The following is a 13,563-nucleotide window of genomic DNA, read 5'->3' on the forward strand; positions in this document are numbered from 1 at the left end:
ATATAATATTTTTTATTTTTTTATGATATAATGACAATAATTTATATATTTATTATTTTCTATAAAATTATACATTTATACTGTATCAAAAAAATAAATTTTTCTCTCATAACTTAATTGTCTTATCAGTCACTTCCATTATAAAAGTGGTATTCTATTCTTCGAAAACAATAGCTATGATGGCTAATGAATAGAAGGATATTAATGATAAAAATGATTACCATGCTATTTTTGCAAGTACGTAGAAATTATATTTTTACACTTGTATCCATAATTTTGATTCTAACATATAAACGAAACTACTAATATATTTTAATATAGGATTGTGTATGACACACACTTTGACAATTCCTCCCAAAGCATCTAAAATCACTCATAAGGAAATGTATCATGGTATTTTTCGTGATGATCCCTATCATTGGCTGCGTGCGTCTAATTGGCAAGAAGTTTTTAAAAATCCTAACTGCCTTGATCTCAATATTCGACATCATCTCGAAAAAGAAAATGCTTATCAAGCGGCTAAAATGGCTGATACAAAGCCATTAAGAGATTTGCTTTTTACCGAAATGAAAAGCAGAATCCAAGAGAATGATAGCTCCGTTCCTATAAAAAATGGACCTTTTGCTTATGGATTTTCTTATGTTACCGGAGGGCAACAACCACATTATTTTCGCACATCACGGAATGGTGGAGAAAGACATGTTTATCTTAATGGTGATCGTTTGGCTGAAGGTAAAGAATATTTCAATTTTGGTTCAGTCCAAGAATCTCCTGATCATAGATATGTTGTGTGGACCTATGACGATAAAGGATCAGAATTTTATACAGCTAAAATTCGTAATTTAGAAACATTATCTGATTTTACAGACACTATAATTGACACAGACGGACAAATTGCGTGGGATGCTCAATCTGAAGGTTTTTTCTATACAAAGGTGGATGAAAATCATCGACCTTCAGAGCTTTATTATCATCGCTTAAATACGGATCAATCACAAGATAAGCTTATTTTTCGTGAAGACAATCCAGGTTTTTTCTTAAATGTAAGCGGTTCTAAGCTTCATGATGTTATTTATATTAATATTCACGATCATGAAACATCAGAGATCTGGTTAATTCCTGCCAAAGCGCCTCTTAGCGTTCCTCAATGTGTACGAAAACGGCAAAAAGGTGTTGAATATTCACTTACAGAAGGTGGTGATGTCTTTTATATTCTGACCAATTTAGATAACGCAAAGGATTTTAAAATGATGGTTGCGCCATATTCGGCTCCGCAATCAGAAAATTGGTCAGAGTTCGTGTCCCATCAGCTTGGATGTTTGATCCTCTCCCATGATGCATATCAAGACTTTCTTATTTGGCTCGAACGCTTTGAAGGACTTCCTCGTATAAAAATTATGGAGCGTACGACGAAACAAATCCATTCCATTGCTTTTGAGGAAGAGGCTTATTCTTTAGGTTTGCAAGGTGCAGCAGAATATAATAGTCAGTCCATACGTTTTTCTTATTCATCTATGACAACGCCTGATCAAGTCTTTGATTATGAGGTAAAAAGTCGCAAACGAATATTGTTAAAGACGCAAATAATTCCCTCTGGCCATAATCAAGATGAATATATAACGCGACGTATTATGGCCACCGCAGAGGATGGTGAAAAAATTCCCATCTCACTTTTTTATCATAAAACGACACCCCTTAATGGTTGTGCACCTTGTCTGCTTTACGGTTATGGTGCTTATGGGATCTCTATACCTGCCAGTTTCAATAGTAATGTCCTTTCTCTCGTAAACAGAGGTTTTATTTATGCTATTGCCCATATTCGTGGAGGCAAAGAAAAAGGGGTTGAATGGTACGAGAAAGGAAAACATCTTTTTAAATATAACACATTTACCGATTTTATTGCTTGTGGGCGCTATCTTGTAAACAATAAATTCACAGCTCATGATCGGCTTATTGCGCATGGTGGTTCGGCAGGAGGAATGTTGATGGGGGCTATTGCCAATATAGCGCCACAAGATTTTGCTGGGATTATAGCCAATGTACCTTTTGTTGATGTTTTAACAACGATGCTTGATGCTTCCTTACCCCTCACGCCTCCTGAATGGCCCGAATGGGGAAATCCTCTTGAATCACAAGAAGATTATAATCTTATAGCTTCTTATTCTCCCTATGATAACGTCAAAGCGCAAAAATACCCCCCTATGCTTGTGATAGCAGGATTAACAGATCCTCGTGTAACTTACTGGGAACCTGCAAAATGGGTAGCAAAATTGCGTGAGTTAAAAACAGATGATAATGCAATTTTATTGCGCATTAATATGGATTCAGGGCATGCTGGTGCGGCTGGACGTTTATCAAAGTTAGAAGAAGTTGCTTATATCTACGCATATATTCTAAAGATAGTAGGAAAAGACTGTTGCTAATCTATAATATCTTCGTATGTCAGTCCCTATAATTTATAAATTATAGGGACTTAATTATAAACACTAAAAAATTATTGAGACAGCTTACAATCCGCAATCTTCATAAAGTTTTAAAACATAATCCCAATTGATTAAATGATCCACGAAAGCTTCGAGATATTTTGGACGAGCATTGCGGTAGTCAATGTAATAAGAATGTTCCCATACATCCACGCCTAGAATAGGTTGAGCATCATGAATCAAAGGATTTTCACCATTCGGCGTTTTCATAATTTCAAGCTTACCATCTTTAATAGCAACCCATGCCCATCCAGAGCCAAATTGTGCCCCAGCAGTAGCAATAAAATCAGCACGGAATTTGTCATAGCCACCTAGATCAGATTCAATAGCTTTTGCTAGTTTTTCCGGCAGCTTTTGACCACCACCATCTTTTTTCATCCAAAGCCAAAAATGGTTATGATTGTAATATTGCGCTGCATTATTAAACAAACCAATATTTTTTCCAAAACTTTTTTTTACAATCTCTTCAAGGCTTTCATTTTCCAAGTCTGTGTCTTTTATAAGGTTGTTGGTATTGGTAAGATAAGCGAGGTGATGCTTATCATGATGATATTCAAGCGTTTCGCGTGACATATAGGGCGCAAGAGCATCGTAATCATAAGGCAATGCAGCCAATTCAAAAGCCATTTAAAAATCTCCTCGATTCTAATTGTTAAGCTCACTCCAGAAACCTAATTCTGCCACTTGCAGCTCCTAAAAGCAAATGTTGAATGCTTTTATATATGTTAATTAATTTTAATGTCTCTCTTTTTGTAAAAAGAGCTTTTAGAAAATGTATGGATTCATCAAACAAAAAGGATACGGGTCTATATAAGTAGTGCTTTTGAAGACTTTTTTACATCCATGAACAATATGACATATAAAACTATTATAACATATAAAATCAGTGGGCATTACCATCTTTACACTTAAATAAAAGAGCAAAATAATTGATGGATAAATGGTTGTGACTTGTGTTAGAGAAACAGTTATCTATACGTTTTCGTTGGAATTTGTATCGATGCATTATTGTACAAGGCGGAGAGATTTTATGATAAAAAAGTAAGGTCTTTGATTTTCAGATATTGCGTCCAATGACAGGAATCGCTATAAGGTGCAAAAGTAATTATAAGGCGTATTTTTTTGGGGTATAGCCAAGCGGTAAGGCACCGGTTTTTGGTACCGGCATTCCCTGGTTCGAATCCAGGTACCCCAGCCATACTTTAGTTAAATTAATCAAGTCAAAGTTTTCAAAAAGTCTTGAGGGTGAATTAAATCTCTTAACGATTTATTGCTATTGATATCAAGTCTGGTGAACTGATAAATATCCGTCTATAGTGCGTTAACTCTCAATACGTTAAGGTTCTTTTTTGATAACTATTGCCAACTCATTTTTTTTAAAGATTCTTTAGAGTCTATAAGAGAGTGAGTTTAAATGATTTATGCGCACTTAAGTGTATAAAAGCGATTTAGATGAGTCTTGTGCTCTATAGGAACACCAGCGAGCAATTTTTCGTATTCCGCCATCTTCATTATGTCGTACAGCATAAAAATAACGCTGATCAGGAAATATATTTCGTTGCATATCGCGGACAATATGTGCAGTATGACCATAAGGTGCTACATAATCAATAAACTGTACGTATTTTCCAGTCTGCCAGTCAGCATTGGGCAAAAGCTCTCCTTTTTCAAGCATGGATTGATGGTTTTATTCATCTAAAAAAGCCCAAGTGATAAAGGCGCAAAATTCTCCATGTTCATTTTGATAGAGTTTGTATTGCCCAACCCGTAAAGCTGATCCTAAGTTTCGTTCGATATCCCAGATTAGCCAACGTCGGTGTAGGGGGGGGGAAGCATTAAAACGACCATAGCTCCTAAAGCCATTATTGGGTTTATGAATGAGGGGGATGGAGTTTCATTCATACAGATTATCTTTCTTTTAGGGATTGTTCTAAAACTTTGGTGATAGGTTCAAAGAAATAAGAAATGAGACGCCGTTTTGAAGTAACGACATCAGCTGTCACGGTCATGCCAGGGATAAATTTAAGCTCTTTTTGATTAAAAGTGATGTGATCTTGGTCAATTTTGATTAAAACAGCATAGGCACCATTAATTTCTTGCTCATGGCGCGCTGTTGCACCTACATTCATAACGATACCGTAGATAACGCCGTAGCGTTCAGGTGGAAAGGCAGAAAATTTTATATAAGCACGTTGGCCTTTTTCTAAAAAACCAATATCTCGATTATCAAAAAACGCTTCAACAATAAGCCCATCTGAGCCAGGGACAATCCGCATCAGAGTTCTACCCGCTTCCACAAAGCCACCCAAAGTATGGATATTTGAATCGTCAATACGTCCATCCACAGGGGCGTAAAGTGATAAGTGGTCAAGACGATATTGGCTGCTGTCAAGTTTGGCTTTTAAGCTTTGAAGAGAGAGTTCTGTCTCACGAGAAAGCTGCCGATAGTGGGCGATTTCATCGGAAATAAGGCTTTGTCTTTGTTGATGGAGTGCTTCTATTTCAGCGCTGTTTTCTTTCAAGCGTCTTTGATTGGCTAAAATTTCATGTTCCACATTTTTAAAGTCATGTAAACGTTCTAAATAAAGAGAATGGCTGATGACTTTTGTTTCCATCAAGCTTTTGGCAGCTTTGAGCTTTTCTTGGCTTAATTGCTGATCATCTCGTAATCTATCCAATTGCGTGTATTGGACAGCACCGCTTCGTGTAACACGATCAGCTTGGGCTTTCAGTGTTTTTACTTTATCTTATAGTGATTGAAGGGTCGCATGGATGAGTTTTTCTCCTTCCATTTTTGCTGTTTTGTTGTTCGAGGAAGAGATTTGCAAATAAGCAAGCCCTTTGGACACAAAATCTTTATCCAAAGGATCTCTTTCACTTAAGGCAGCTAAAATAGCAGCGGCAATTTGCCCTTGAAGGGTCTGTTGAGCGATATCGGCTTGGACACGTGCGCGCTCATTTAAAGCTTCACGGGGATCCAATTGAATAAGGAGGTCCCCTTGATGAACGAATTGCCCTTCTTTTACGAGGATTTTCTCAATGCGTCCTATATTTTGCGCTTGGACGAGTTGGACATAGGAGATGGGAATAACTGATCCTTGCCCCCGTGCAACAATCTCTGTTTTGGTGATAAAGCTACCAATGACAATAAAAAAGAATAAGGCGACCAAAACAGCAACCACCATATGAAGTGTTGGCGATAAAGGGTGTAAATGAGGAGCCTTATCTGCCATTTTTTTCTTCCAGATCAAAGAAATTTAATACGGTTGCACGCTTGGGGAAAAGATCACTTTTGTGGGTAATGACAAGAACAATACGATCTTGTGAAAGTTTATATAAATGCTCAACAATTTGTGGACTGACTCTGTCATCCAATGCGGAAGTAGGTTCATCCAAGATAAGAATCTGCGGTTCGATGAGAAAAAAACAAGCCAATGCTAGGCGTTGGCGTTGTCCACCTGATAAAAAGCCACCTTGCTCGCCTACTTGGATATGAAGCCCTTGAGGCAATTGAGAAATCAAATCATGACAAGCACTTGGCATGAAGGGCAGCAACAATTTCATGTTCAGAGGCATTTGGTTTTGCAAGAAGCATATTTTCAAGAATGGTTCCGGAAAAAAGGCAAGGACTTTGCGGAAAATACCCAATTGTTTGGCGCACACTATGGATATCAAAATTTTGTAAAGATTGCTTGTTAATCAATATCTGTCCATTTGTTGGAGGATAAAGACCACAAAGGAGTTTCGCAAAGGTTGATTTTCCACAGCCTGAAGGACCAAGCAACATAATGGGTTGTCCAGATTTTAAACAAATATCAACATGGTTAACAATAGGTGTTTCTCCATTCGAAAAACAAATATCTTTAGCTTCAAGTTGAGGACTTGTGGTGAGTTGCAGGAGGGCTTTTCTTCTTCCCACTCCGATGGAGAGTTAAGAATATCACCCAAACGAAGACGAGAAATTTTTAAATGCTGCCATTCCTCCCACAGGGAGGCAAGGCTTAAGATAGGACCAGAAACATTGCCAGCGAGAAGATGAAAGGCAATAAGTTGTCCTAGTGTGATTTTATTTTGCAATACTGCCTGAGCACCAAAAAAGATAATAAAAATGGTAAAAAGGTCACCAAAAATATGACTTAAAGCCCATTTAAAAGATGAAATTTACTGGTCGTAAGACTTTGATCGAGACTGCGGGCTAAAGTTTCTTGCATGCGTATCGTATGAGCAGATTCTTTTGCGTGTGCTTTGATGGCTTCAAGATTTGTAAAACTTTCAATAAGGCGTGATTTATGGGCGGCTTGCAGAGTGAATGTATGACGTAATTGGCGGCGTAAAAAGGGACCAATCGATGCCAAAGAGCCCATTTGTAAGGGCAAAATGATAAGAACAATAAAGGTAAGTTTCGGACTAATGGAAAAGAGTGCAGCAAGATAAATAATTGCAAACAGAACATTCAATACAGTTGTGGCGATGGTTCCTGTTAGAAACCCGCGAATTGTATCAACCTCTCCAATACGCGAAAACAGTTCCCCCACTTTCCAATGACGTAACACAGACAAGGAGAGGCTTAAAAGATGGGTATAAATACACCGTCCAAATTCTAGCGTAAGCCGATTGGCTAAATAAGTGCCTAGGTAACCTGACAGAGTACTAAGAGCAGTGCTAAACAGCATGATAGCAACCATCAAGACAACGATAGCATAGAGACTTCCAAGGCGCTGAAAAGGGAGAATGCGGTCAATAATTGCTTGAAAAATAAAAGGATTTACCAAACCCAGCAAACGCAAAACAACAGCAACACAACTAAGTTCGATGACATAATAAATATATTTCTTTGTTGTTCTTGTAAACCAAGAGAAGGCTACAGGTTTTTCTTGAGAATGACTCATTTGAATTTATGATTTTATTTAAGAGAAAGAGCGATGGATGTCGTATAATGGGAAAATTAATAGGAGGTATTTTTTCTGGGCTGGGAGGTGTCGGTTTTGGCTTTGTCAAGGGAGCAATAGGAGGTGAAGTAGCAGGAGCTGGTGATGCCTTGGCAGATAAATACAATGAAGCTATACTGCACCAAGTTGTGAAGTAAGCGATTACGTTGAAGCAGCTGTCATACACGGAAGCAAGTGGTACATTATTTGGTCTTGAAGGAGCACTAGTAGGTGGATTAGGAGGAGCTGCTAGCGGTTTTATAGATAAGTACAAACAATGCCATCCTTAAAGTGGAGGGACACTGTTTCTAATTTATTTAGAAAATAGCTATAATGATATTTCTGAGATCAGTAATATTATAAACATACTTTAAAGCTATGGCTCAACTGATTTCAGGGATATTTTTGTTTATGATAATAGTTATTTTACTTTGGATTTTTTTGTTATGAATACTTTTATTGGCTCCTTAGTAACAGCAATTGGATTTGGACTTTGCATGTTTTTTTACAACAGATTTAAAGGTGAGAACTGAAGTATAAAAAGGACAATATTATCAGAAATTATATTTTTTTATAATAATTATAATTTAAATTTATGTATTATAATGGAATTAAAAATATTTAATCAGCTTAAATAAGCTTTATTTTCAATAATTATTTTATACATTTTTAAAGATTTTTTTATGAATGATCTTATTCGTATTGTTGTAGAATTATTATATTATACATGTTCTTTATTTATATTTTTCTATTCAGCATTTTTACATTATAAATTTAAAGGTTATAGTAATAAAGAAATTTTGAAAAAAATTTTTTAAGCACATTTTTGTTAATTTTATTTACTATATTATTGTCTATTACAGTTTTTATTTGTATACGTTATTTATATGAATAATAATTTATTTATTATTTTATATACTATTAATCTTTAAAAAAGATTTACTGATTACAGTTGGACAGAGACTTTAATATTATCATCAATATTTCTGTTTTTTATTTGCTATTTTAAAATATTTTTAATTATTTCAAGAATGGGTCGTTTTGAGATTATTGTCTTTTGTATAAGGATTGTTAGTTTATAGATTTTAAAAAATGATTATTTTCTTATGTATCATATTCATTGAAAAATAAGCAATTTTTATGAAATGAAGTGCCTTATCCCTCTTGATTTTTATCCATCATCTTGGGAGAGAGGAAGTGAAGCGATTTCTGTATCAAGGGCATCCATAAAATCAATAATAAAGGCAGCATTGGTTCCTAAATCTCTTGGTAAATAACGAGAAGCAGAGCGCATATCAACAAAGGTGGTATCACCTTCATCAATTAAGCGGATCACAATGTCTGAAATAAAACCAAGATAAAAAGTTTTAGCTCTCGTTTCAATGCAAATCTCATTTTCTTCGCCTTTAAATTCTCGTTGCGCTACAATAGGCCAATCATACGCTGCTAAAATATTGAGAACGGATTCGCGAATACGTTCAGGTGAGCCATCATAACGACGCCCCGACACTTCTGGCCATTGTGACCTCTGTAATGTTGCTTGTTCAAGCAAAACACTTTTGAGTGGTAGAGCATCGCTGGGGCGCATTGTGCGAAAAAAAGCCGGTGGTCTTTGTGTATCGGTAGAAATATCGTAAAGAGCCGGTAAAGTAAACCAAAGTCCAAAAAATAATATCAATGGTGTTGCAGTTATGAGTGAATAAATAATTCCTTTTAAAGCTTTCATTCCCCCTAAAGACCCATATTTCCACAAACTATGAAGTGCTTTAATAGCGAGAAAAAGAGAAATAATCACACAGCCAGCAGAGATACAGGTCAAAATTATAAAATCGGTTACATTAATGACGGAAAAACGTTGTAAAATGACCGAAAATAATAAGATAAAAAATGCTAATCCCCCAAATCGAGGGGACCATACCGCTGCTCTTGAAATTAACCGAACATATCTTTTTTTCATGAAGTTTTTTCCCCTTCAACTGTAAACTATAAGCAAAGTTTGTTCAGATGACATATCCTACAAAAGTTTTTGCTTATAAGACAAAAGTAAAGCACTTGTTTTTGAGATCAAGGATGCGTGATATTTCATCAATTTCTAGCGATTGTTTTAGGGATTTCATTGAAGGTAATAAGTATTTCTTCAACACTTTATTACGTTATTGATTGAATTTTATGGGAATGTTGGTCAATAAATAGAAATAATCTCCAGTAACAATTTTTATTATTGGTATCAGTATATTTATTGAGAACTTTATGCTTGTTCTTTCCTCTGGTTGTGGGCAGTTTTTTGTCGGATAATGCCTATCGAATATAACATAAGTGTGTAACAGAGTTGTATTTCAATAAAGAGCTATTGTGAGAGGATTGAAAATACTTTTCTCACTCAATAAAAAATGAGGGATCAAAATCAGATAAACCTGAATTCGAATATTCGATTAATAGAAGAAAAAGATAACTGTTTTGATAGGTTTTGTTTATTTTTTACAGAAAGTAGGTTGTTGTACAAGAGAGAGAGATTGGTCTATTTTTATTCATAAAATATGCGGCAGGTTGCTGATGAAAGAAAAGCTTCACTTTCTTTTTTTGCAAGGGAAGAAGGGGCAAAAATACGTAAAATGACAAAACCGTCATTTAAATTTTTAGAAACCAAAACTGAATTAAAATTTGTTTTAGGTTTTGACTTTTTGAGTTCTATTATTTGTATGGATTTTCCAATGATAAGGTCGAGTGTTGCATCAGGGGCTGTTCGGTCATTAAGGCTGTAGAAAATAATTCCGTTGTGTGTGTAGGCTGCCAGTGACCAAAATTGTCGTGTTTTCAAAGCTTTTAAATGAACAGGTCCATTTTCAAGATTAAATCTGCAGACTTTAAGAAGAAAGAGTGGATCAGCAGATTGTTGAATAGGATTATCGGGCGTAAAATCAACAAATTGATAAGGGGCTCCAGATTTTTTAAGGCTTGTCCATATATTATTTTGTGCCCAAGTGGGGATCAAAAAGAGAACGCAAATATGAACAATAATAGCGCCAATGATTGCAAGAACTGCGGTATGAATAAACCTAGTCACAATTTATTTGTCCTGATGGGATTTGTTCTATTGAGGGCATTGTGAGCTTTTGTAATGCCGTTGCAGAGATAATTGAGGTATCGTATAAGGTGAGAATAAGCCCGAATTCTTTTTGACTAACGGTTGCAAGCCAATTGCCGGCTTGCGGTGTGGGTGAAATATTGATGCGCAAAGAGCCATCATGCTCATAAGTAATAGCGTTCGTGTGGAGTTCAAAAGGTATTTCTTTCGATGAAGTATAGGGGTTTAGGGATTTATCAACTGTATAAAGGGTAAACAAACGGGTTTCAGGGATGGTGCCTTTGAGCAAATAATGGCAATGGGGGTTTAGTGGACGCCCGTAGTTATCTTGCCAAATCTGGAATTGAATGCCTTCAGTGTTTCCGAGTGAAACAATGCCTCGTTTGGCAGTGTGGGCACGGGTGTAAGGATCTATATTGGCGGTTCCCACTTGTGGGKAAGCAACCCATTTTCCAATTGTGAAGCGTCCAAAATGAGGAAAAGAATTGAGCACATAATCAACACTCAGTGTTCCACATAAAATGGAAAAAGCGCAGATAAAAAAGAAAATGGTGATATTAAAAAATATCAGAGAATATCTTGAATTCAAAATGCTAAATCTCCAGTTGTTCCCATCTTCAAAGAGGTTGCAAAGTTTTTTTTCAGATCTGTGTTAATCAATCGCACGATATTCAATGTTTCAGGAGAAAGCGTAGAGGGTATTGAAGGGGAAAATTCAGAATCGGCATGAGAGGAAAGCGTTGGGGGCTGATAAGGAAGGAGAGAATCTTTAACACCGTAGAGTTGTTTGAGCATGATATTTTGGTGTGCAGAAAGCATGATGCGATGCCATATCATGGCAGGAACGCCTCCTCCAAAAGCACGATTCATGGGTGAAAAGTTATCATTTCCCATCCATACAGCTCCAGTATAATTGCCTGTAAAGCCCACAAACCAAGCATCGCGATAGGATTGTGATGTTCCAGTTTTTCCAGCAACAAGAGTCATGGGCAAAGCAGCACGCTTACCAGACCCTCGTGTTGTGACACCCACCATCATTTGGTTCATATAAGCTGCTGATTGTTCAGTCAGAACTCGGTGTAAATTATTTCCGTTACGCTCAAAATCCCATATCACATGTCCATCAATTGTTCTGATTTGCGTGAATCCATGACGATTACCGGCTATCCCGCCATTCGCAAAGACATTAAAGCCTGTTGCTTGATCCATGGGGGTCATGTTGGAAGTACCAAGAACCATTGTTTTGTGTGATAAAATATGTGCGTTAATCCCCATATTCTTGATGAGGTCTATGATGGGTTTTGTATCGCGGTTGAGATATTGATAGGTGAGATAAACAGGCACGGTATTAATGGAAAAGGCTAAAGCTGTTGCTAAATCAATTTTTCCCAGATAACGACCAGAGTTATTTTTGGGTGTCCAACCGCCCCAATTGATAGGAGCATCTAAAACAATTGTTGAAGGTGAAAGACCGTGTTCCAATGCAGCCGCATAAACATAAGGTTTAAATGAAGAACCAGGTTGTCGACCGCCTTGTGTTGCTCTGTTAAATTGACTCTTTTTGTAATCTAATCCTCCAACCATTGCACATACGGCACCGTTATTGTCAAGTATAACAGTGGCAGCTTGTGTTACCCGATATTGTTGACCATATTGATGTAAGTGATATGCAATAGATTCTTCTGCTGCTTTTTGAAGTGCTGGATCAAGGGTTGTTTGAATAATTAAACTATGGCTTGGAAGTTGATCGCGCATTTTTTTAACCTCCGCAAATGCCCAATCAAGAAAATAGTCAGGCTGATTATTGTCGATTTGGGGAAGGGCCCTAGCAGGGTGGCGATGTGCGTTGATAATCTGGCTCTCCGTCATAAAGCCACTGTTAACAAGATTAGAAAGGACGACATTGGCACGTGTTTGAGCAGCAAAGAGATGACTATGAGGAGCGTATTTTGTTGGCGCTTTAAAGAGCCCTGCTAACATAGCCGATTCACTTAAAGATACATGACGTATATTTTTTCCAAAATAAAATTTTGCCGCTGCTGCAATACCAAAATTGTTTCCTCCCATATAGGCACGGTCAAGATAAAGTTGCAAAATCTGTTTTTTGCTAAAATTTGCCTCTAACCAAAGAGCAAGATAAGCTTCTTTGATTTTACGTGTTATGGTTCTCTCATTTGTTAAGAATAAATTTTTAGCCAATTGTTGTGTGAGAGTTGAACCACCTTGAACCACACCTTTAGCTTGCATGTTTTGTGAAATTGCCCGTGTAAGTCCTTGAAAATCAATGCCCCAATGATCAAAAAAACGACGATCCTCTGTAGCGAGAACCGCTTTAATAACGGTGTCGGGCATTTCTTCAATGGGGACAGGGATTTCCGGCAGTGCACCACGGTGACCAATGAAATTTCCATAGCGATCGAGAAAAAGAATGGAAAAATTTTTAGGAGAAGACCAATCTGTTTTGGTTAATTCAAAAACAGAAATGCCTAAAATAGTAAAAAGAGTAAAGCCTATCAACCCTAATGTTAGTATTTCATCGAGAATTTCAACGCTAAAGCGCTTCCATCCTTGAAGATGAAAATTTTGTGAGATGATTTTTGCCTTTTTCCAGAAAAAACTATTAGCAGAACGAATGCGATAAAGCGCTGTATCTAATCGTGCATCTAATTCGATGAGAGCAGGGCTGTGAAATGGCTTATGCTGCTGTCCTTTCTTTTTTTTAAAAAAATTAAACATTTAAAAAGAGCCTATGGCAAAGCAAATACAACCAAACAAATCTATAAAATTTATATGGAGTAGAAGTATTTTTTTTCTATAGTGCTACAGAGAAAGAGTTTATTTGAGAATTATTTATTTTTCGAGAGACAGTGTATTAAGATTTTATTATTTTATCGGATAAACTTTATCCCCATTATTAAAAATAGTTTATTTTGAATTTTTAAAATTGGGATAATATTAACAGGTTATTCTGTAAGACAGAGAATAAATTATTTTTTTTGTGATTTTTAAATTGACCCCAAAAAAAACATTATTTCTTTTATCTTATCAAAAGGTAAGAAGATAGGTT

General features: G+C 36.4%; 12 protein-coding genes, 1 tRNA gene and 1 pseudogene. 3 read left to right on the plus strand and 11 right to left on the minus strand.

Annotated features, from left to right (window positions below; genetic code table 11):
* Positions 1-329: 329 nt before the first annotated feature.
* A complete protein-coding gene (locus HWX04_RS05370; RefSeq protein ID WP_175869168.1) occupies positions 330-2,423 on the plus strand; it encodes a S9 family peptidase in 2,094 nt (697 codons plus the stop codon).
* Between the two features lie 84 nt (positions 2,424-2,507).
* On the opposite strand, the gene HWX04_RS05375 is transcribed toward HWX04_RS05370, so the two are convergent.
* Positions 2,508-3,110 carry a superoxide dismutase gene (locus tag HWX04_RS05375; protein ID WP_175869169.1) on the minus strand — a complete coding sequence of 201 codons (603 nt, stop codon included), beginning with the start codon at positions 3,108-3,110 and terminating at the stop codon, positions 2,508-2,510.
* A 496-nt stretch (positions 3,111-3,606) separates the two neighbouring features.
* Between HWX04_RS05375 and HWX04_RS05380 the strand changes: the two genes are divergently transcribed.
* Positions 3,607-3,681: transfer RNA gene (locus tag HWX04_RS05380), tRNA-Gln, on the plus strand.
* 231 nt (positions 3,682-3,912) lie between these two features.
* Here the strand turns inward: HWX04_RS05380 and HWX04_RS05385 are convergent.
* The 6 genes and pseudogenes from HWX04_RS05385 to HWX04_RS05400 form a co-directional block, all read right to left on the minus strand.
* Positions 3,913-4,371, minus strand: a pseudogene (locus HWX04_RS05385) (toxin-activating lysine-acyltransferase).
* 19 nt (positions 4,372-4,390) lie between these two features.
* Positions 4,391-5,215 (minus strand): HlyD family type I secretion periplasmic adaptor subunit, encoded by an 825-nt coding sequence (locus HWX04_RS08620; RefSeq protein ID WP_246257474.1) that lies wholly within the window; start codon positions 5,213-5,215, stop codon positions 4,391-4,393.
* A 15-nt stretch (positions 5,216-5,230) separates the two neighbouring features.
* Positions 5,231-5,716 carry an HlyD family secretion protein gene (locus HWX04_RS08625; RefSeq protein WP_246257467.1) on the minus strand — a complete coding sequence of 162 codons (486 nt, stop codon included), beginning with the start codon at positions 5,714-5,716 and terminating at the stop codon, positions 5,231-5,233.
* The gene (locus HWX04_RS08820) at positions 5,706-6,026 is read right to left on the minus strand and encodes an ATP-binding cassette domain-containing protein (RefSeq protein WP_281356845.1); all 321 of its coding nucleotides are present in this window, start codon (positions 6,024-6,026) and stop codon (positions 5,706-5,708) included. The genes HWX04_RS08625 and HWX04_RS08820 overlap by 11 nt, the downstream gene beginning before the upstream one ends.
* Positions 6,007-6,402 (minus strand): ATP-binding cassette domain-containing protein, encoded by a 396-nt coding sequence (locus HWX04_RS08825; protein ID WP_281356846.1) that lies wholly within the window; start codon positions 6,400-6,402, stop codon positions 6,007-6,009. Before HWX04_RS08825 ends, HWX04_RS08820 begins: the two co-directional genes overlap by 20 nt.
* A gap of 217 nt (positions 6,403-6,619) precedes the next feature.
* The gene (locus HWX04_RS05400; RefSeq protein WP_175869170.1) at positions 6,620-7,372 is read right to left on the minus strand and encodes an ABC transporter transmembrane domain-containing protein; all 753 of its coding nucleotides are present in this window, start codon (positions 7,370-7,372) and stop codon (positions 6,620-6,622) included.
* A 47-nt stretch (positions 7,373-7,419) separates the two neighbouring features.
* Here HWX04_RS05400 and HWX04_RS05405 point away from each other — a divergent pair, with 47 nt between their 5' ends.
* Entirely contained in the window at positions 7,420-7,569 is a 150-nt protein-coding gene (locus HWX04_RS05405) for a hypothetical protein (RefSeq protein ID WP_175869171.1), read from the plus strand.
* A 1,013-nt stretch (positions 7,570-8,582) separates the two neighbouring features.
* On the opposite strand, the gene HWX04_RS05410 is transcribed toward HWX04_RS05405, so the two are convergent.
* The 4 genes from HWX04_RS05410 to HWX04_RS05425 form a co-directional block, all read right to left on the minus strand.
* On the minus strand, positions 8,583-9,368 hold the full coding sequence (locus HWX04_RS05410; RefSeq protein ID WP_175869172.1) for a DUF1499 domain-containing protein: 786 nt from the start codon (positions 9,366-9,368) through the stop codon (positions 8,583-8,585).
* A gap of 567 nt (positions 9,369-9,935) precedes the next feature.
* Positions 9,936-10,475: a DUF1254 domain-containing protein gene (locus tag HWX04_RS05415; protein ID WP_175869173.1), complete on the minus strand. Its 540-nt coding sequence runs from the start codon at positions 10,473-10,475 to the stop codon at positions 9,936-9,938.
* Positions 10,468-11,064 carry a DUF1214 domain-containing protein gene (locus HWX04_RS05420; RefSeq protein WP_175869186.1) on the minus strand — a complete coding sequence of 199 codons (597 nt, stop codon included), beginning with the start codon at positions 11,062-11,064 and terminating at the stop codon, positions 10,468-10,470. Before HWX04_RS05420 ends, HWX04_RS05415 begins: the two co-directional genes overlap by 8 nt.
* Positions 11,065-11,081: 17 nt before the next feature.
* Positions 11,082-13,232, minus strand: a complete 2,151-nt coding sequence (locus tag HWX04_RS05425) for a transglycosylase domain-containing protein (RefSeq protein ID WP_175869174.1) — start codon at positions 13,230-13,232, stop codon at positions 11,082-11,084.
* Between the last annotated feature and the right edge of the window lie 331 nt (positions 13,233-13,563).

The organism is Bartonella gabonensis, from assembly GCF_903679515.1.
GTDB classification, from domain to species: domain Bacteria; phylum Pseudomonadota; class Alphaproteobacteria; order Rhizobiales; family Rhizobiaceae; genus Bartonella; species Bartonella gabonensis.